Genomic DNA, 17,868 nt, shown 5'->3' with positions numbered 1-17,868 from the left:
AAAGAAGCACATCTTACTGCTTTATATATGATGTCTTCTTAATACAAAAAATTTATACTAATTCTTTTTTAATACTCTAAGCAATTCTTGTTTAGCTTTTTCTAAGGTAAATATATCTTGTGATAAATCGAATCCTTTATTACGTAGTTCCCTAATTAAGTATGTTGCCTGTGGCACTGCTAGACCTACACTTTCTAATAATTCTATTTCACTAAATACCCTCTGTGGCGACCCGTCTAGAATACACTTTCCTTTATCCATTACTACAATTCTATTTGCAACCTTGGCCACATCTTCCATACTATGCGATACTAAAATTATAGTCATGTCGTTTTGGTTGTACAATTCAACAAGCTTACTTAAGATATCGTCTCTTCCTTTTGGATCGAGTCCTGCAGTTGGTTCATCTAAAATTAAAACCTTTGGCTGCATAGCTACTACTCCTGCAATAGCTACTCTTCTCTTTTGACCACCACTTATTTCAAAAGGTGATTTGTCCTTATACTCTTCATAATCCAGTCCAACAATTTTCATAGCTCGCTGAACTCTTTTGTTTATTTCATCATTATCTAAGCCTAAATTTTGTGGCCCAAAAGCAATGTCTTTTTCAATAGTTTCTTCAAAAAGTTGATATTCAGGATACTGAAATACTAGTCCAACCTTTTTTCTTATGTTTGTCAATTTCACATTTTTGTTTGTTATATCTATGTCGTCTACTAATATTCTACCTGATGTTGGTTTTAGTAGTCCGTTTATATGTTGTATTAGAGTAGATTTGCCTGAACCTGTATGCCCAATTAGTGCTACAAATTCCCCTTGCTTTATTTCTATAGATACATTGTCTATAGCTTTTTTTTCAAAAGGAGTTTTTGGCATATATATATACGTTAAGTTTTCTATTTTAATTGACATAATGCATTCACCATCTCATTTATAGTTAATATATCTGTTTCTATATTAATGCCATTTTGCTTAAGTTCATACGCGAGTTCTGTCACCATTGGAACATCTAAACCTATTTTTTTCATAACAGGTACATTTCTAAATATCTCTTTAGGTTTTCCATTCATGACGATTTTGCCACTATCCATAACTACAATCCTATCGGCTTCTACTGCTTCTTCCATATTGTGCGTTATTAAAATTATTGTTATGCCATGTTTTTTGTTTATTTCTTTAATAGTTCTAATAACTTCTTTTCTCCCAAATGGATCAAGCATAGCTGTTGGTTCATCAAAAACAATACACTTTGGCCTCATAGCAAGAATACCAGCGATAGCTACCCTTTGTTTTTGACCACCTGAAAGTAAATGTGGCGCATGTTTTGTATATTCGTACATTTTAACATTTTTTAATGATTCATCCACTCTTTGTCTAATTTCTTTAGGATCTAAGCCTAAGTTCTCTGGACCAAATGCTACATCTTCTTCTACAATCGTTGCAACAATTTGATTATCTGGATTTTGAAATACCATGCCAGCTACATTCCTAATTTTCCATAGATTAGATTCTACAGAGGTTTGCAATCCATATACATAGAGTTCCCCTTCAGTTGGTATTAAAAGTGCATTTATATGTTTAGCAAAGGTTGATTTTCCTGAACCATTATGACCTAATACTACTAAAAATTCACCCTTGTTAACCTCTAAATCTAATCCATCTATGGCTACTTTAGGTTGTTCATCTTCACTTCGAGGGTACTTATAAACAAGTTTATTACATATAACCATTTTTTCACCCATAAGTGTCACTCCCTACGTTTATAAATATGAATATGAAAATGGGGATTAAGTTTGTTCCCACTTAATCCCCTTTTCTCAAACTATACTAATTCTATTATGCTCATTTCTGCTGCGTCGCCTCTTCTTGGACCCATTTTCATTATCCTAGTATATCCGCCGTTTCTCTCAGCATACTTGGGTGCAATATTCTCAAATAAATCTTTAACAACGCTTTCTTCAGTAATAAATGCAAGTGCTTGCCTTCTAGCATGAAGATCTCCTCTTTTTCCAAGAGTTATCATTCTTTCAGCAAATTTTCTAGTTTCTTTTGCTCTAGTTACTGTAGTTTCAATTTTTCCATATTTCAACAAATTAGTTGCAAGACTTCTAAACATTGCAATTCTTTGATCAGTGGCGCGTCCTAATTTACGATATTGTGCCATGTGTTCTCCTCCTTACTCTTCAGTTAGTTTTAAGTTCAAACTCAAAGCTTGAAGTTTCTGTTCAACTTCTTCAAGTGATTTCTTACCTAAATTTCTAACTTTCATCATATCATCCATTGATCTTTCTGTTAGTTCTTGAACTGTATTAATTCCAGCTCTTTTTAAGCAATTATAGCTTCTAACGGAAAGGTCAAGTTCTTCAATAGTCATCTCAAGAACTTTTTCTTTCTTATCTTCTTCTTTTTCAACCATTATTTCAACATTATCAGCATGATCTGTTAATGTCATAAATAACTTAAAGTGTTCGATAAGGATTTTAGCTGATAAACCAATAGCTTCATCTGGTCTAATTGTTCCATTAGTCCAAATTTCAATAGTTAATTTATCATAATCAGTAATCTGGCCTACTCTAGTGTTTTCAACAGCAAAATTTACTCTCTTAACTGGAGTGTAAATTGAATCTACTGGTATTGTAGCTATCGGCAATTCATCTGTCTTGTTTTTACTCATAGACACATATCCTCTACCTTTGTTAACAGTTAGTTCCATATATAATTTAGCATCATCATCTAATGTTGCTATATGTAAATCGGTATTAACGACTTCTATATCTCCATCAGTATTAATATCTGCTCCAGTAACTACTCCAGGTCCTTTAGCATCAATATAAATTGTTTTAGGACCTTCTCCCTCCATTTTAAGTGCTAAGCTTTTGATGTTTAGAATTAATTCTGTAACATCTTCTTTAACACCTTTAACAGTGGAGAATTCGTGAAGTACTGTATCAATCTTAACTGCACTTGTAGCAACTCCAGGTAATGAAGAAAGAAGAATTCTTCTTAATGCATTCCCTAAAGTTATACCATAGCCTCTTTCCAATGGTTCAATTACGAATCTACCATAAGAACCATCTTCAGCTGTTTCTACACATTCTATTTTTGGCTTTTCTATCTCTAACATAATAAACCCTCCTCTTTTTTAATTGGCAACCTATTATGAGGGCAACTGATTCTATATTAATGACTATTTGCTGTATAACTCGACGATTAACGTTTCATTAACAGGAACATCTATATCTTCCCTAGTTGGTTGTGCTAAAACTTTTCCTTCAAATTTCTCTAAGTTAGCTTCTAACCAATTTGGTAAAGCTTTAGGATTTTCAATGAAAACCTTAAACTTCTCAGTAGCTCTGCTTTTTTCACATGCAGATACTACTTCATTTGCTGTTAAACTGTAAGAAGGAATATCTACCTTTTTACCATTAACTAAGAAATGTCCGTGAGTTACTAGTTGCCTAGCCTCTTGTCTTGAATTTCCGTAACCTAATCTATAAACTACATTATCAAGTCTCACTTCTAAAAGTCTTAATAAGTTTTCACCTGTTATTCCTCTTAACTTGTCAGCTTTTTCATAGTATCTTCTAAATTGACTTTCAAGTACTCCGTATATTCTCTTAGCCTTTTGTTTTTCTCTCAATTGTAATCCATAATTAGACATTTTTTTCTTACTCTGTCCATGTTGTCCTGGTGCATAGCCTCTTCTGGCAAATGCACATTTATCTGTGAAGCATCTATCACCCTTAAGGTTTAGCTTCATGCCTTCTCTTCTACAAAGTCTACAAGTAGCTCCAGTATATCTTGCCATTCAAATTACACCTCCTATTTACTATATTAAGTACTATACTCTTCTTCTTTTTGGTGGTCTACATCCGTTATGTGGAATCGGAGTAACGTCTTTGATTAATGTAATTTCTAATCCAGCCGCTTGAAGTGATCTAATTGCCGCTTCTCTACCTGCTCCTGGTCCTTTAACGAATACGTCAACACTCTTTAATCCGTGCTCCATAGCTGCTTTTGTAGCAGCTTCTGCTGCCATCTGAGCTGCAAATGGAGTACTCTTTCTTGATCCTCTAAAACCTAATCCACCTGCACTTGCCCAAGATAAAGCATTACCAGCTGCATCTGTAAGTGTAACGATGGAATTATTGAAAGTAGACTTTATGTGTGCACAACCGTGCTCAACATTTTTTCTTTCTTTTTTTCTTCTACTTCTTTTAACTTTTTGAGCCATTACATTCCCTCCTTACTATTTCTTCTTACCCGCCATTGTTTTCTTAGGGCCTTTTCTTGTTCTTGCATTAGTTTTAGTTTTTTGTCCTCTTACTGGAAGACCTTTTCTATGTCTTATTCCTCTATAACATCCAACTTCCATTAACCTTTTTATATCTAATGCAACTCTTCTTCTTAAGTCACCTTCAATAATAAAGTTCTTAGTGATGTATGTTCTTAATTCATTAACTTCTTCTTCAGTTAAGTCCTTAACTCTTGTGTCAGGATTTATTCCTGTTGTTTTAAGGATTCCCTGTGATTTAGTTAAACCAATACCAAATATATATGTTAAACCTATTTCAACTCTTTTTTCCCTTGGTAGGTCAATACCTGCTATTCTTGCCATTTACTGTTTACACCTCCCACGTAATTGTTGTTATAATTTATCACATCTATAATTAAAAACGATATAATAAACATTTATTAATATATTAGCTTTGATATTTAATACAATATCATTTGTAAATAAAACCGATTAACCTTGCTTTTGTTTATGTTTAGGATTTTCACAGATAACCATTACTCTTCCTTTTCTCTTTATAACCTTACATTTTTCACACATAGGTTTAACTGATGGCCTTACTTTCATAGCTAACCCTCCTTATTACTTGTCTCTCCAAGTTATTCTCCCACGAGTCAAATCATATGGGGAAAGTTCTACTGTAACCTTGTCTCCTGGTAATATTCTTATGAAATTCATTCTTAACTTTCCTGAAATATGAGCTAATATTTTATGCCCACTCTCAAGCTCAACTTGAAATATTGCATTGGGCAAAGTTTCTAATACCACACCTTGCATTTCAATTATATCATCTTTTGACATAAGGTAATTAAACCTCCTTACCAATATCTGCAGACTGCAAAAATATTTTAATTTTAGAATTAGTAACCTCTTTTTTAGATAAAATTATATCTCTAATTTCCTCAGCTACTGTGTGAGTAAATTTTAGATGTTTAACCTTCTTTTTCTTAGGCTTTTCAATCTTTCTTAACTCTCCATCAGAAATATACACATATTCGTTATTTAGTATTCCTACCACAATAAAATTTCTATGCATATCCCTTCCCGCTTTAGAATGTACTACCTTACCTATAAGGCTATTTTTCTCCAAATCATTCACCTCTATTAGTTCAAAGTTAATATTTCAGGACCATTTTTTAGAATAGCAACAGTATTTTCATAATGTGCAGATAAACTGCCATCTCGCGTTACTACCGTCCACTTATTAGACTTTACTTTGACATAATGCTTTCCTATATTTATCATAGGTTCAATTGCAAGTACCATACCATGAACTAACTTAGGTCCTCTATTTGGAACACCATAATTAGGAATTTCTGGTTCCTCATGCATTGATTTACCAATTCCATGACCTACAAAATCCCTAACCACAGAATACCTACGGCCTTCAGCATAACACTGAATTTCAGCAGATATATCTGATAATCTATTACCGATTATAGCTTTTTCAACACCCTTAAAGAAACTGTTTTTAGTGACCTCAATGAGCATTGTAGCTTCATTGGATACTTTTCCTACTGGAAAAGTTCTAGCAGCATCTCCATGATAGCCATTTAATATGGCACCACAATCTATGCTAATTATGTCTCCTTCAAGTAAAATACGGTTAGATGGAATTCCATGAACCACTTCATCATTAACAGATGTACATATGGAAGCTGGAAATCCACAATAACCCTTAAAAGATGGTTTAGCACCTTGTTTTACTATGAACTCTTCAGCTAATTTATCCAGTTCTGCAGTGGTTATTCCAGGTTTTATTACCTGTTCAATTATTACAAGAGCTTCTGAAACCACTTTACCCGCACTTCTCATGTATTGAATTTCCATATCACTTTTTATGTTTATCATTTTTTTATTTCTTCTAAGATATCACAGATACTTTCAAACACACTGTTAATTTCTAGTGTCCCATCAACTACTGATAGTAAGTTTTTATCTTCATAGTACTTTATCAATGGTTGTGTTTGAGCCTCATATATGTCTATCCGTTCATTAACGGTTTCTTCAGTGTCATCAGCTCTTTGTACAATATCACTTCCACATAAATTACATTTTCCGTCCACTTTCGGCGGATTGAATGTAATATGATAGCTAGCACCGCATGTAAGACAAACCCTTCTACCAGTCATTCTACCTAGAATAAATTCTCTAGGCACCTTTATTAATAACGCTGTATCAAGGGAGTTACCCTTTCCGTCTAATAAAGTTTTTAAGGCTTCACCTTGATTAACAGTTCTAGGATAGCCATCTAGTAAAAATCCATTACTACAATCTTCATTATTTAACCTATCCTTGATTATATCTATAGTCAATTCATCTGGGACTAAGTGCCCCTTATCAATATGTTTCTTAGCTTCAATTCCAAGAGGGGTTTTTTCTGAAATATTCTTCCTGAATATGTCCCCTGTTGATATATGTGGTATGGAAAATTTATTACTTATGGATTTTGCTTGCGTTCCTTTTCCGGCTCCCGGAGGACCTAACAAGATTATTCTCATAGTATCATCTCCTGGTGATAATTTATTTAAGGAATCCTTGGTAATGTCGCATTACTAATTGTGATTCAAGTTGTCTTAAAGTTTCAAGAGCAACATTCACCATGATTAATAACATTGTACCTCCAAAATATATCCCCTTAAAGTGAGTATATCCCTCTATAAAAATTGGGAATATTGCTATAACAGCGGCAAAAGTTCCTCCAAGTATCGAAATCTTAGTCAATACCTTATCGATATAAGTTGCTGTATTCTCGCCTGGTCTAATCCCTGGTATGAAACCTGATGATTTATGCATATTTTCAGCCATTTCATCTGGTTTAAATGTTACCTGAGTATAAAACCATGTAAAGAATACTATTAATACAAAATACACCAAGGAGTATTTCCAACTGTTTTTTTCAAATATGCTCCAAGGACTTCCTACAATGAATTTTGCAATTGAAGATGTCGGTTTAAACTGTGCTATTGTTTCTGGGAATGTCATTACTGACATTGCAAAAATTATACCGATAACTCCAGATGCGGTTACACCAATTGGAATATGTGTTGATTGTCCTTTAAAAACCTTGTTTCCAACAGCTTTTCCAGCATATTGAACTGGAATTCTTCTTTCACCTAAACTTGCTATTACTACTGCAACTAATAATGCTATAGCAACTATAATAAACATTATAACCTCTACAAAATTTACAGTGCCTGCCTTCTGAAGTTCAGCAATTTTATACACCGTAGAAGGTAATCCAGATACAATATTAATAAAAATTATTAATGAAATACCATTGCCTATACCTTTACCTGTGATTTGTTCACCTATCCACACCAAAAATGTTGATGCAGTAGTCATCGTTAGTATCACTAGAAATATGGCTAAACTAGATGTATCTGAGAATGCTCCAGTACTTGCAATAATTGCATACATACCGAAGGCCTGTAAAGCCCCCAGCACTATTGAAACATATCTAGTAAGGTCTTGTATTTTCTTGCGTCCTTCAAGCCCTTCTTTAGAAAGTTGCTCTAAATATGGGATTGCTATTACAAGTAACTGCATTATAATTGATGCGTTTATGTATGGACCAGCACCCATAGCAAAAATACTAAATTTACTTAATGCACCACCTGACATCATATCATAAAAACTAATCAACGTTCCACCATTACTAGTTAAGTCTACAAGCTTGCTAGCATCTACACCAGGAACAGGAATATAAATACCCATCCTCATAATTGCAACCATAAGTAGCGTGAATATCATACGCTTTTTTAAATCAGGAACTTTCCAGGCATTACGTAGGGTTGATAACATTTATATCACCTCAACTTTTCCTCCAGCTGTTTCAATTTTCTCAGCTGCTCCTTTAGAGAATCTTGATACTTTTACAGTTAATTTCTTTTCTAAATCACCATTTCCAAGTATCTTAACTCCATCATATGCTTTTCTTATGACTCTTCTCTCTAATAGCAATTCTGTTGTAACTTCTGTACCATCTTCGAACATATTCAGTCTATCTACATTTATACAAGAATATTTTTTCGCAAAAATATTTGTGAACCCTCTTTTAGGTAATCTTCTGTATAAAGGCATCTGACCTCCTTCAAATCCTGGTCTTGTTCCTCCACCTGATCTAGAGTTTTGTCCATCTTGACCTCTTCCTGCAGTTTTTCCCCATCCTGAACCAGTACCTCTACCGATTCTCTTAGGAGATTTTTTGGAACCTTCCGCAGGTCTTAAATCTTGAAGTTTCATGTCAACACCTCCTCTTTTTTATACTTGCTCTACTTTTACTAGATATATAATTTTGTTTATCATACCTTTGATCTGAGGAGTTTCCTCGTGCTCAACACTATTTCTTATTTTTCTTAATCCTAAAGCATTAACTGTAGCTATGTGTTCTTTCTTTCTACCTATTAAGCTTTTAACCAATGTTATTTTAACTTTAGCCAAGGTTTTCCCCTCCTATCTTAAAATTTCTTCTACTGTCTTGCCTCTTAATTTAGCAACGTCTTCTACTGTTCTTAAACCTGCTAAACCTTCGATAGTAGCATTAACCACATTTCTTGCATTACTAGAGCCTAAAGATTTAGCTCTAACATCCTTTAATCCTGATAATTCTAGAACTGCTCTAACTGGACCACCAGCTAAAATTCCTGTACCTTCAGCGCCCGGCATTATGTGTATAACCGAAGTACCAAACTTTCCATCAATAGTATGTGGAATAGTTGTTCCAACCATAGCTACATTTATTAAGTTCTTTTTAGCATCTTCTATTCCTTTTCTAATTGCTTCAGGAATTTCTACAGATTTACCCATTCCAACGCCAACGTGTCCGTTTTCGTCTCCAACAACAACTAGTGCGCTGAATCTGAAGTTTCTTCCACCTTTAACAACCTTAGCAACTCTGTTTATATTAACTACTTTTTCTTTAAGATCTAATGTGCTAGGATCTATTTTCATGTGTTTCCCTCCTTCTCTTAGAATTTAAGTCCAGCTTCTCTTGCTCCCTCAGCGAGAATTTGCACTCTACCGTGGTATACATATCCGCCTCTATCAAAAACTACTTCTTCTATTCCTTTTTCAAGCGCTCTTTCAGCAATCATTTTTCCTACTAATTTAGCAGCATCTTTATTGCTTCCTATCTTTTGTTCAAAAGCTTTATCTACGCTTGAAGCAGAAACTAGTGTGATTCTTGCAACATCATCTATTACTTGAGCATATATGTTCTTTTCACTTCTATATACAGCTAATCTAGGTCTTTGTGCTGTACCAGAGATCTTTTTACGAACTCTAAGATGACGCTTAACTCTTGACTTTTGTCTATCTTCTTTCTTGAACACATCATTCACTCCTTCCTACTTTATTTACCTGTTTTACCTTCCTTACGTCTGACAACTTCGCCAGCATATCTAATTCCTTTTCCTTTGTAAGGTTCTGGTTTTCTCCAAGCTCTTATTGTTGCTGCAACAGCTCCAACTAATTGTTTATCAGTACCTTTTACTATAATTTTGTTAGCATCAGGTAATTCAAATTGGATTCCTGCAACTGCATCTATTTCAACTGGATGTGAATATCCAAGACTTAATGTTATTTTAGTGCCTTTTAACTGAGCTCTATAACCAACGCCAACTAACTCAAGCGTTTTTTGGTATCCCTCTGTTACTCCAATAACCATATTGTTTATCAATGATCTTGTCAATCCATGAAGAGCTCTATGTTCTTTTACATCGCTTGGTCTTGTAACTACTACAGTATTATCTTCCATAGCTATATTCATTTTAGTATTCATGCTTTGAGTTAACTCACCTTTTGGTCCTTTTACATTTACAACATTCATTGGTGAAACTGTAACAGTCACTCCATTAGGTATAGCTACTGGAAGTCTTCCGATTCTCGACATACTTACACCTCCTGTATTCTTTTTAGACACATAACAATTATTAATTGTTACGTCCCGTGTGTTCATTTTAAATACTAACCAATTCTTAATTGTTTAGTCTCCATATTACTTTAGGCACATAACAATTTCGTTTTTCTATGAATTATCTATTATTACTATGTACATAATAACTCAATACTGTTATGCATTAAAATTATTATATTACCAAATGTAACAAATAACTTCTCCGCCTAAACCTAATTTTCTAGCATCTCTATCCGCTACTAAACCTTTTGAAGTTGATATTATAGCAACTCCTAATCCGTTTAGTACCTTTGGAATATCCTCATTTTTAGAATATACTCTTAAACCTGGTTTAGATATTCTCTTAAGTCCAGTGATAACTCTTTCCTTGTTTTGACCATACTTCATTGCAAGTCTCATCATTGGAACAACGCCATCATTATACTCTTCAATGTTTTTAAGATATCCTTCTTGAAGCAATATATTTGCAATTTCCTTCTTTATAGTTGAAGAAGGTATTTCTACTATTTCATGTCTAACAACATTTGCATTTCTTATACGTGTTAGCAAATCTGCGATTGGGTCAGTCATAACCATTTTTCGTGCCTCCTTTCATTAGAATGTTCTAATTACCAACTTGCTTTTCTGCAACCAGGAATTTCTCCCTTGTGTGCAAGCTCTCTAAAACAGATACGGCATATACCAAATTTTTGTAAAACAGAATGTGGTCTTCCACAAAGTCTACATCTTGTATAAGCTCTAGTTGTAAATTTAGGTTCTTTTTTCCATTTTTCTATTAAAGCCTTACGTGCCATATGTTTCCCTCCCTATTATTGAGCAAATGGCATTCCAAGGAATCTTAATAACTCTCTTGCTTCCTCGTCTGTCTTTGCTGTAGTAACAAATATTATATCCATTCCTCTTATTTTATCAATTTTATCATAATCTATTTCAGGAAATATAAGTTGTTCTTTAATCCCTATAGCGTAATTCCCTCTTCCGTCAAATGCTTTAGAAGAAGCTCCTCTAAAATCTCTAACTCTAGGTAATGCAACGTTCATTAATTTATCTGCAAATTCGAACATTTGAGTTTTTCTTAATGTAACTTTACAACCTATTGGAGTATTTTCTCTTAACTTAAAGTTAGCTATTGACTTCTTTGCTCTTGTTATAATTGGTTTTTGACCTGCTATAATTTGCATATCGCTAAGAGCTGCATCTAAAACTTTAGAATTGTCTTTAGCTTCTCCAACTCCCATATTTAAAACAATTTTTTCAAGCTTTGGTACTTCCATTATATTTTTATAACCGAATTTTTCCATTAGCGCTTGAACTACTTCATTATCATATTTTTCTTGTAGTCTTGAACTCATATGTTAAACCTCCTTTCAGGAATTAAAATGTTTCTACACATTTCTTACAAACTCTTACTTTAGTTCCATCTTCTAGAATTTTGCTACTTATTCTTGTTACGTTTTTGCATTTTGTACAATATAACATAACTTTTGAACTATTTATAGCCGCTTCTCTGTGAGTTATTCCACCTTGCATATTTTGCTTGCTTGGTTTTTGATGTTTCGTAACTACACTAACATCTTTCACTAAAACTTTACCAGTTTTAGGATATACAGCTAAGACTTCGCTTATTTTGCCTTTGTCTTTACCTGATATAACCATTACTGTATCTTTTTTTCTTACGTGCATTTTTTTAACTGCCATGTTAGACACCTCCTATCTTATAGAACTTCAGGCGCTAATGATAAAATCTTACTGAAGTCTTTATCTCTTAACTCCCTTGCAACAGGTCCGAATATACGAGTTCCCTTTGGGGTTTTGTCGTCTTTTATGATAACAGCTGCATTATCATCAAATTTGACGTATGATCCATCCGCTCTTCTTAATCCTTTTACTGATCTAACTATAACTGCCTTAACTACTTCACCTTTTTTAACAACTCCACCTGGTGTTGCACTTTTTACGCTAGCAACTATTGTATCGCTGATGTTTCCCCATTTTCTCTTAGAACCACCTAATACTCTAATACACATAATTTCCTTTGCACCAGAATTATCCGCAACTTTTAATCTCGATTGCTGTTGTATCATATCAAATACCCTCCTTTCAGTTGTTAAACCGAAATACTATTTAGCTTTTTCAACTATTCCAGTAATTCTCCATCTTTTATCTTTAGACAATGGTCTAGTTTCCATAATTGTAACTTTATCATTTATTTTAGCTTCATTCTTTTCATCATGAGCTTTAAATTTTGTTGTTGTATTAAGTATTTTTCCGTATAGTGGATGACGAACTTTTGTTTCAATTGCAACAACTATTGTCTTATCCATTTTATCAGAAACTACTTTACCTGTTCTTGTTTTTCTATTATTTCTTTCCACAAGAGCAACCTCCTTTCAGTTTTACTGTTCAAAAGCTTTTATTTCTTCTTGCCTAAGAATGGTCTTAATTTGGGCTATAGATTTTTTCACTTGTTTAATTCTCATAGGGTTTTCTAGTTGCCCTGTAGCTAACTGAAATCTAAGGTTAAATAATTCTGCCTTTAGATCAGACATTTTCACTAGCAAATCTTGAGGATTACTTTGTCTTAATTCTTTTAATTCATTAGCCTTCAATGACTTCACCACCCATTTCCTCAAAATCTTTTCTAGATACAAACTTAGTTTTAATTGGAAGTTTGTGTGAAGCAAGTCTCATTGCTTCTCTAGCAGCTTCTTCTGTTACTCCTGCAATTTCAAATAAGACTCTACCTGGCTTAACAACTGCTACCCAATATTCTACTGATCCTTTACCAGAACCCATACGAGTTTCAGCCGGTTTTTCAGTTACTGGCTTATCAGGGAAGATTTTTATCCAAACCTTTCCGCCTCTTTTTACTTCTCTATTGATAGCAACTCTGGCAGCTTCTATTTGATTACTTTTAACCCAGCCACATTCCATAGCTTGTAATGCATACTCACCATATGCAATAAAGTTTCCTCTTGTAGCTTTTCCTCTCATTCTACCACGTTGAACCTTACGATGTTTAGATCTCTTAGGCATTAACATGTCTTATTCCTCCTTCCTTACACTTCTACGCTTTTATTTCTTCCTTAACGATTTTCTTTGTAGGAAGAACTTCGCCTCTATATACCCAAACTTTTACGCCAATTTTACCGTATATTGTATCTGCTTCTGCAAATCCATAGTCTATATCAGCTCTCAAAGTTTGTAATGGTATTGTACCTTCATGATAGTGTTCAGTCCTAGCTATTTCTGCTCCGCCAAGTCTTCCTCCACATGAAATTTTAACACCTTTTACGCCAGATCTCATAGCTCTTTGAATTGTTTGTTTCATTGCTCTTCTAAAAGAAATTCTCTTTTCTAATTGCGAAGAAACATTTTCAGCCATTAATTGAGCGTTGTTTTCAGCTTGTTTTACTTCTACTATGTTAATTAAAACATTCTTATCTGTTATAATTTTTTTCATGTCTAACTTTATAGCTTCAATTCCAGAGCCACCTCTACCGATAACCATTCCTGGTTTAGCAGTGTGTATGTTAATTTTAACTCTTTTAGCAGCTCTTTCGATTTCAATTTTAGAAATTCCAGCTGTGTAAAGTTTACTTTTTAAGAATTCTCTAATCTTAAAATCTTCAACAAGATTATCTGCAAAATTCTTTTTATCTGCATACCATTTAGAACTCCAGTCTTTTATTACACCAACCCTAAAGCCGTGTGGATGTACTTTTTGTCCCACGCTAAAACCCTCCTTCTTATGATCTTTCCGTAACTATAATAGTTATATGGCTAGATCTTTTTCTTATTCTATAAGCTCTTCCTTGTGCACGCGGTCTAAATCTCTTAAGTGTTGGACCCTGACATGCATAAGCCTTAGCAACGTATAGTCTATTGATATCTAAATTTAAATTATTCTCTGCATTTGCTACAGCTGATTTTAGTACTTTAGTTACTACTTCAGCTGCATTTTTTGGAGTGTATTGTAATATAGCAAAAGCTTCATTTACATTTTTATCTCTTATTAAATCAAGAACAATCCCGATTTTCATTGAGGACGTTCTCACATATTTAGCTATAGCTTTAGCCTCCATGATTGTCTCCTCCTTCCACACTATTTTACTCTGCTTGTTTTTTCTCTAACAATGTGTCCTTTAAATGTTCTAGTTAAAGCAAATTCGCCTAATTTATGTCCTACCATATCTTCTAAAACATAAACTGGTACATGTTTTCTTCCATCATGTACTGCGATAGTATGCCCTATCATTTGCGGGAAAATAGTAGAACTTCTTGACCAAGTCTTTATTACTTTTTTCTCGCCATTTTTATTCATTTCGTTAATTCTGCTTAACAAAACTTCTTGTACATAAGGTCCTTTTTTAACTGATCTACTCATTTTTGTGGCCTCCCTTCATACACCATAACCATTGTTTAAAAAGAATTTAAATTCTCTTCAAACTATTTTCTATTTTTTCCCTTGACAATAAATTTGTCAGAGTATTTTTTAGTTTTTCTAGTTTTATATCCTAGTGCCGGTTTACCCCATGGAGTCATCGGACTAGCGTGGCCTATAGGAGATTTACCTTCTCCACCACCATGTGGATGATCACAAGGATTCATTACTGAACCTCTGACTGTAGGTCTAAATCCTAAGTGTCTTTTTCTTCCTGCTTTACCTATGTTAACAATCCCATGAGTTACATTAGAAACCGTTCCTATAGTAGCTCTACAATTTACTCTAACATATCTTACTTCACCACTTGGAAGTCTTACTTGAGCATATTCTCCTTCTTTAGCCATAAGTTGCGCTGAAGAACCTGCTGATCTTACAAGTTGAGCACCTTTTCCAACTTGTAGTTCTATATTATGAATCGTAGAACCTGTTGGTATATTAATTATTGGAAGAGTATTCCCAACTTTTATATCAGAATCAGCACCGGATACAATTACATCTCCAACTTTTAATCCAACTGGAGCAATTATGTATCTTTTTTCACCATCAGAATATGCAACAAGAGCTATGTAAGCAGATCTATTTGGATCGTACTCAATTGTAGAAACTTTTGCTGGAATATTATCTTTAGTTCTCTTGAAATCTATTAGTCTGTAACTTTGTTTTGCTCCACCACCTCGGTGACGAACAGTTATTTTACCTTGATTATTTCTACCACCTGATCTTTTTGTGCTTACAAGAAGTGATTTTAATGGCTTATCTGTTGTTATTTCTGCAAAATCAGCCATAGTCATATTTCTTCTTGAAGGTGTGGTCGGTCTAAATTTCTTAATTCCCATGTGACTTTCCTCCTTCTTTCTCGCTTATCTGGCCTCTGCCAATACCTGCTTAATAATTACATTCCATCAAAAAACTCAATTGTCTTGCTTTCTGTTGTTAAAGTAACAATAGCTTTTTTGAAGTCAGCTCTTTTTCCAATGTGAACCCCAACTCTTTTAGTTTTACCTATATTTCTTAGTGTTCTTACATTTTCAACTTTAACTCCAAATACTTCTTCTACTGCTTTTTTAACTTGAGTTTTATTTGCATGAATATCAACTATAAAGGTGTATTTTTTTTCCGCCATTACAGCCATACTTTTTTCAGTAATTATCGGTTTTCTTATAATATCATGGCTAGTTAGCTTCATTATATATACACCTCCTCAATTTTAGATACAGCATCCTTTGTAACTATGAATTTTTCATACTTTAGTATGTCATAAACATTCAAATTGTTTACTGGTGATACTTGTACTCCAGGTATGTTTCTTGCTGATTTATAGATATTTTCTTCTGACTTTTCAACAACTATTAAAGTTTTTTTAGCATCAAAAGCTTTTAAAACCTCTAACATTGCTTTAGTTTTTGGTGAGTCAAATTCTAAACTATCTAAAACTATCATTTCGTTCGAAGCTACCTTAGCTGATAAAGCTGATTTGAAAGCAACTCTTCTCATTGTCTTCGGTACAGACATACGGTAATCTCTTGGCTTTGGAGCAAATACTATACCACCATGTATCCATTGTGGTGCTCTTATAGAACCTTGTCTTGCTCTACCAGTTCCTTTTTGTCTCCAAGGCTTTATACCGCCGCCTCGAACTTCAGCTCTAGTTTTAGCTGATTGAGTTCCTTGTCTTTTATTTGCAAGTTGTGCTACTACAACTTGATGCATAGCATCTGCGTTGACCTCAACTCCAAATATATTTTCATTTAGTTGAATGTCTCCAACCTTTTGTCCTTCTTTACTAAATAAATCTAATGTAAGCATTCTGCATCCTCCTTTCTTTAAAGTTACGCTTTAACAGCATTTCTTATTACAACTGTGCCTTTGTTAGGTCCCGGTATACCACCTTTAATTAATATAATGTTCTTTTCAGGCATTACTTTAACTATTTCAAGGTTTATTACTGTTCTACTAACATTACCCATATGACCTGGCATACGTTTGTTTTTAAACGTTTTTGATGGATCAGAAGATGCTCCCATTGATCCAACCGCTCTATGGAATTTAGATCCATGACTCATTGGTCCTGTATGTTGATTCCATCTTTTAATACAACCTTGGAATCCTTTTCCCTTAGATATTCCTGATACGTCAATTTTATCTCCAGCAGCAAATATATCTGCCTTAAATTCTTGACCTACTTCATAAGCACTTATATCTTCCATTCTAAATTCTTTTACGAATCTTTTTAAAGATGTTCCTGCTTTAGCAAATTGTCCTTGCATTGGTTTGTTAACTAACTTTTCTCTTATGTCACCAAAGCCAACTTTAATTGCATTGTAACCATCATTTTCGATAGTTTTCTTTTGAATAACAACACATGGACCTGCTTCAACAACTGTTACTGGAACAACTCTTTTATTTTCATCAAATATTTGAGTCATACCAAGTTTTTTACCCATTATTGCTTTTTTCATGAAAATACACCTCCTACTTATTAGCGGACCACATTAGTGATCATAACAGTTAGTAATATTAATTTAATGCTTACGTACAGTAAATTATACTTATACGCTTAATCGCACTTATATGTACGCTTATAGTTTTATTTCGATATCAACACCAGCTGGTAAGTCTAATCTCATTAAGGCATCAACAGTTTTAGGTGATGGACTAATTATATCTATTAGTCTCTTATGAGTTCTTATTTCAAATTGTTCTCTTGAATCTTTATACTTGTGCGGAGCTCTCAACACTGTAATTACATCTTTTTCTGTAGGTAGCGGTACTGGACCAGCTACTTTAGCTCCTGTACTTTTAGCTGTTTGAACAATTTTCTCAGCTGATTGATCTAATATGTTGTGATCAAAAGCCTTTAATCTAATTCTGATTTTTTGTTTTATCATTATTATTTCCTCCTTTTCATCGCACGCTCTACTTCTTACGTGCAACAGCGGATGTTCTGTAAACTGCTCCGGGTGTTTCATGTAATAAATGCATGAAACAATCGTAGGAACCCCGTCGTCCGATTCAAGATCGGGACATGTTCGGTGAAGAATTACCCGGAAGTCCGGCAACCTCTTACCTCATCACTGTTACCACAATACAACTTCTAAAGTATACAACACTTCTTTTGCTTTGACAAGTATTTTTTTCACTATTATTTCATAATTTTTATATTTGTGGTTTCTGCTTATATTTATACAAAAGTTTTGTTGTATTTAAAAG

At 33.9% G+C, this 17,868-nt stretch carries 34 protein-coding genes; all 34 read right to left on the bottom strand.

Annotated features, from left to right (window positions below; genetic code table 11):
• Positions 1-57 precede the first annotated feature (57 nt).
• Positions 58-912 (bottom strand): energy-coupling factor transporter ATPase, encoded by an 855-nt coding sequence (locus tag ACWJJT_RS12765; protein ID WP_462954943.1) that lies wholly within the window; start codon positions 910-912, stop codon positions 58-60.
• The gene (locus tag ACWJJT_RS12760) at positions 897-1,742 is read right to left on the bottom strand and encodes an energy-coupling factor transporter ATPase (protein ID WP_462954942.1); all 846 of its coding nucleotides are present in this window, start codon (positions 1,740-1,742) and stop codon (positions 897-899) included. Before ACWJJT_RS12760 ends, ACWJJT_RS12765 begins: the two co-directional genes overlap by 16 nt.
• An 80-nt stretch (positions 1,743-1,822) precedes the next feature.
• Positions 1,823-2,164 carry a 50S ribosomal protein L17 gene (rplQ, locus tag ACWJJT_RS12755; RefSeq protein WP_165414263.1) on the bottom strand — a complete coding sequence of 114 codons (342 nt, stop codon included), beginning with the start codon at positions 2,162-2,164 and terminating at the stop codon, positions 1,823-1,825.
• Positions 2,165-2,176: 12 nt separating this feature from the next.
• Positions 2,177-3,124, bottom strand: coding sequence for a DNA-directed RNA polymerase subunit alpha (locus tag ACWJJT_RS12750; RefSeq protein ID WP_216302374.1), 948 nt, complete (start codon positions 3,122-3,124; stop codon positions 2,177-2,179).
• Between the two features lie 63 nt (positions 3,125-3,187).
• On the bottom strand, positions 3,188-3,808 hold the full coding sequence (gene rpsD, locus ACWJJT_RS12745) for a 30S ribosomal protein S4 (protein WP_165414261.1): 621 nt from the start codon (positions 3,806-3,808) through the stop codon (positions 3,188-3,190).
• A 33-nt stretch (positions 3,809-3,841) separates the two neighbouring features.
• The gene (rpsK, locus tag ACWJJT_RS12740) at positions 3,842-4,234 is read right to left on the bottom strand and encodes a 30S ribosomal protein S11 (protein WP_165414260.1); all 393 of its coding nucleotides are present in this window, start codon (positions 4,232-4,234) and stop codon (positions 3,842-3,844) included.
• Between the two features lie 15 nt (positions 4,235-4,249).
• Positions 4,250-4,618 (bottom strand): 30S ribosomal protein S13, encoded by a 369-nt coding sequence (rpsM, locus tag ACWJJT_RS12735; RefSeq protein WP_462954941.1) that lies wholly within the window; start codon positions 4,616-4,618, stop codon positions 4,250-4,252.
• Between the two features lie 129 nt (positions 4,619-4,747).
• Entirely contained in the window at positions 4,748-4,861 is a 114-nt protein-coding gene (rpmJ, locus tag ACWJJT_RS12730; protein ID WP_021122033.1) for a 50S ribosomal protein L36, read from the bottom strand.
• A gap of 15 nt (positions 4,862-4,876) precedes the next feature.
• Positions 4,877-5,095 carry a translation initiation factor IF-1 gene (infA, locus tag ACWJJT_RS12725; protein WP_125002904.1) on the bottom strand — a complete coding sequence of 73 codons (219 nt, stop codon included), beginning with the start codon at positions 5,093-5,095 and terminating at the stop codon, positions 4,877-4,879.
• A gap of 7 nt (positions 5,096-5,102) precedes the next feature.
• Complete coding sequence (locus tag ACWJJT_RS12720) at positions 5,103-5,393, bottom strand: RNA-binding protein (RefSeq protein WP_462954940.1); 291 nt, start codon at positions 5,391-5,393, stop codon at positions 5,103-5,105.
• Between the two features lie 5 nt (positions 5,394-5,398).
• A complete protein-coding gene (map, locus tag ACWJJT_RS12715; protein ID WP_462954939.1) occupies positions 5,399-6,145 on the bottom strand; it encodes a type I methionyl aminopeptidase in 747 nt (248 codons plus the stop codon).
• Complete coding sequence (locus ACWJJT_RS12710) at positions 6,142-6,795, bottom strand: adenylate kinase (RefSeq protein ID WP_462954938.1); 654 nt, start codon at positions 6,793-6,795, stop codon at positions 6,142-6,144. Before ACWJJT_RS12710 ends, map begins: the two co-directional genes overlap by 4 nt.
• 22 nt (positions 6,796-6,817) lie before the next feature.
• Positions 6,818-8,098, bottom strand: a complete 1,281-nt coding sequence (gene secY / locus ACWJJT_RS12705) for a preprotein translocase subunit SecY (RefSeq protein WP_462954937.1) — start codon at positions 8,096-8,098, stop codon at positions 6,818-6,820.
• Complete coding sequence (gene rplO, locus ACWJJT_RS12700; protein WP_165414254.1) at positions 8,099-8,539, bottom strand: 50S ribosomal protein L15; 441 nt, start codon at positions 8,537-8,539, stop codon at positions 8,099-8,101.
• 18 nt (positions 8,540-8,557) lie between these two features.
• Positions 8,558-8,737, bottom strand: coding sequence for a 50S ribosomal protein L30 (rpmD, locus tag ACWJJT_RS12695; protein ID WP_462954936.1), 180 nt, complete (start codon positions 8,735-8,737; stop codon positions 8,558-8,560).
• Positions 8,738-8,749: 12 nt separating this feature from the next.
• Positions 8,750-9,247: a 30S ribosomal protein S5 gene (gene rpsE, locus ACWJJT_RS12690; RefSeq protein WP_165414252.1), complete on the bottom strand. Its 498-nt coding sequence runs from the start codon at positions 9,245-9,247 to the stop codon at positions 8,750-8,752.
• A gap of 17 nt (positions 9,248-9,264) precedes the next feature.
• Positions 9,265-9,627 carry a 50S ribosomal protein L18 gene (rplR, locus tag ACWJJT_RS12685; protein ID WP_165414251.1) on the bottom strand — a complete coding sequence of 121 codons (363 nt, stop codon included), beginning with the start codon at positions 9,625-9,627 and terminating at the stop codon, positions 9,265-9,267.
• Between the two features lie 20 nt (positions 9,628-9,647).
• Positions 9,648-10,187, bottom strand: coding sequence for a 50S ribosomal protein L6 (rplF, locus tag ACWJJT_RS12680; protein WP_462954935.1), 540 nt, complete (start codon positions 10,185-10,187; stop codon positions 9,648-9,650).
• 201 nt (positions 10,188-10,388) lie between these two features.
• Positions 10,389-10,787: a 30S ribosomal protein S8 gene (rpsH, locus tag ACWJJT_RS12675; protein ID WP_165414249.1), complete on the bottom strand. Its 399-nt coding sequence runs from the start codon at positions 10,785-10,787 to the stop codon at positions 10,389-10,391.
• 32 nt (positions 10,788-10,819) lie between these two features.
• Entirely contained in the window at positions 10,820-11,005 is a 186-nt protein-coding gene (locus ACWJJT_RS12670) for a type Z 30S ribosomal protein S14 (protein WP_165414248.1), read from the bottom strand.
• Positions 11,006-11,020: 15 nt separating this feature from the next.
• A complete protein-coding gene (rplE, locus tag ACWJJT_RS12665; protein ID WP_165414247.1) occupies positions 11,021-11,563 on the bottom strand; it encodes a 50S ribosomal protein L5 in 543 nt (180 codons plus the stop codon).
• 22 nt (positions 11,564-11,585) lie between these two features.
• Entirely contained in the window at positions 11,586-11,909 is a 324-nt protein-coding gene (gene rplX / locus ACWJJT_RS12660; RefSeq protein ID WP_224579081.1) for a 50S ribosomal protein L24, read from the bottom strand.
• Between the two features lie 17 nt (positions 11,910-11,926).
• On the bottom strand, positions 11,927-12,295 hold the full coding sequence (gene rplN, locus ACWJJT_RS12655) for a 50S ribosomal protein L14 (RefSeq protein ID WP_165414246.1): 369 nt from the start codon (positions 12,293-12,295) through the stop codon (positions 11,927-11,929).
• A 36-nt stretch (positions 12,296-12,331) separates the two neighbouring features.
• Positions 12,332-12,586: a 30S ribosomal protein S17 gene (rpsQ, locus tag ACWJJT_RS12650; RefSeq protein ID WP_165414245.1), complete on the bottom strand. Its 255-nt coding sequence runs from the start codon at positions 12,584-12,586 to the stop codon at positions 12,332-12,334.
• Positions 12,587-12,607: 21 nt separating this feature from the next.
• Positions 12,608-12,820: a 50S ribosomal protein L29 gene (rpmC, locus tag ACWJJT_RS12645; RefSeq protein WP_165414244.1), complete on the bottom strand. Its 213-nt coding sequence runs from the start codon at positions 12,818-12,820 to the stop codon at positions 12,608-12,610.
• Positions 12,810-13,253: a 50S ribosomal protein L16 gene (rplP, locus tag ACWJJT_RS12640; RefSeq protein WP_165414243.1), complete on the bottom strand. Its 444-nt coding sequence runs from the start codon at positions 13,251-13,253 to the stop codon at positions 12,810-12,812. Before rplP ends, rpmC begins: the two co-directional genes overlap by 11 nt.
• A 25-nt stretch (positions 13,254-13,278) precedes the next feature.
• A complete protein-coding gene (rpsC, locus tag ACWJJT_RS12635; protein WP_165414242.1) occupies positions 13,279-13,944 on the bottom strand; it encodes a 30S ribosomal protein S3 in 666 nt (221 codons plus the stop codon).
• A gap of 16 nt (positions 13,945-13,960) precedes the next feature.
• Positions 13,961-14,296: a 50S ribosomal protein L22 gene (gene rplV, locus ACWJJT_RS12630; RefSeq protein ID WP_165414241.1), complete on the bottom strand. Its 336-nt coding sequence runs from the start codon at positions 14,294-14,296 to the stop codon at positions 13,961-13,963.
• A gap of 20 nt (positions 14,297-14,316) precedes the next feature.
• The gene (gene rpsS / locus ACWJJT_RS12625) at positions 14,317-14,598 is read right to left on the bottom strand and encodes a 30S ribosomal protein S19 (RefSeq protein ID WP_462954934.1); all 282 of its coding nucleotides are present in this window, start codon (positions 14,596-14,598) and stop codon (positions 14,317-14,319) included.
• A gap of 62 nt (positions 14,599-14,660) precedes the next feature.
• Entirely contained in the window at positions 14,661-15,494 is an 834-nt protein-coding gene (rplB, locus tag ACWJJT_RS12620; RefSeq protein WP_165414239.1) for a 50S ribosomal protein L2, read from the bottom strand.
• 56 nt (positions 15,495-15,550) lie between these two features.
• Positions 15,551-15,844 (bottom strand): 50S ribosomal protein L23, encoded by a 294-nt coding sequence (gene rplW / locus ACWJJT_RS12615; protein ID WP_165414238.1) that lies wholly within the window; start codon positions 15,842-15,844, stop codon positions 15,551-15,553.
• Positions 15,844-16,464 (bottom strand): 50S ribosomal protein L4, encoded by a 621-nt coding sequence (rplD, locus tag ACWJJT_RS12610; protein WP_462954933.1) that lies wholly within the window; start codon positions 16,462-16,464, stop codon positions 15,844-15,846. Before rplD ends, rplW begins: the two co-directional genes overlap by 1 nt.
• Positions 16,465-16,487: 23 nt before the next feature.
• Positions 16,488-17,117 carry a 50S ribosomal protein L3 gene (rplC, locus tag ACWJJT_RS12605; protein WP_462954932.1) on the bottom strand — a complete coding sequence of 210 codons (630 nt, stop codon included), beginning with the start codon at positions 17,115-17,117 and terminating at the stop codon, positions 16,488-16,490.
• 120 nt (positions 17,118-17,237) lie between these two features.
• Positions 17,238-17,546 carry a 30S ribosomal protein S10 gene (rpsJ, locus tag ACWJJT_RS12600; protein ID WP_071614633.1) on the bottom strand — a complete coding sequence of 103 codons (309 nt, stop codon included), beginning with the start codon at positions 17,544-17,546 and terminating at the stop codon, positions 17,238-17,240.
• Between the last annotated feature and the right edge of the window lie 322 nt (positions 17,547-17,868).

The organism is Clostridium sp. CM041, from assembly GCF_055081035.1.
The sequence above is the reverse complement of the archived record's forward strand: the minus strand, read 5'-3'. Positions and strand labels throughout refer to the sequence as shown.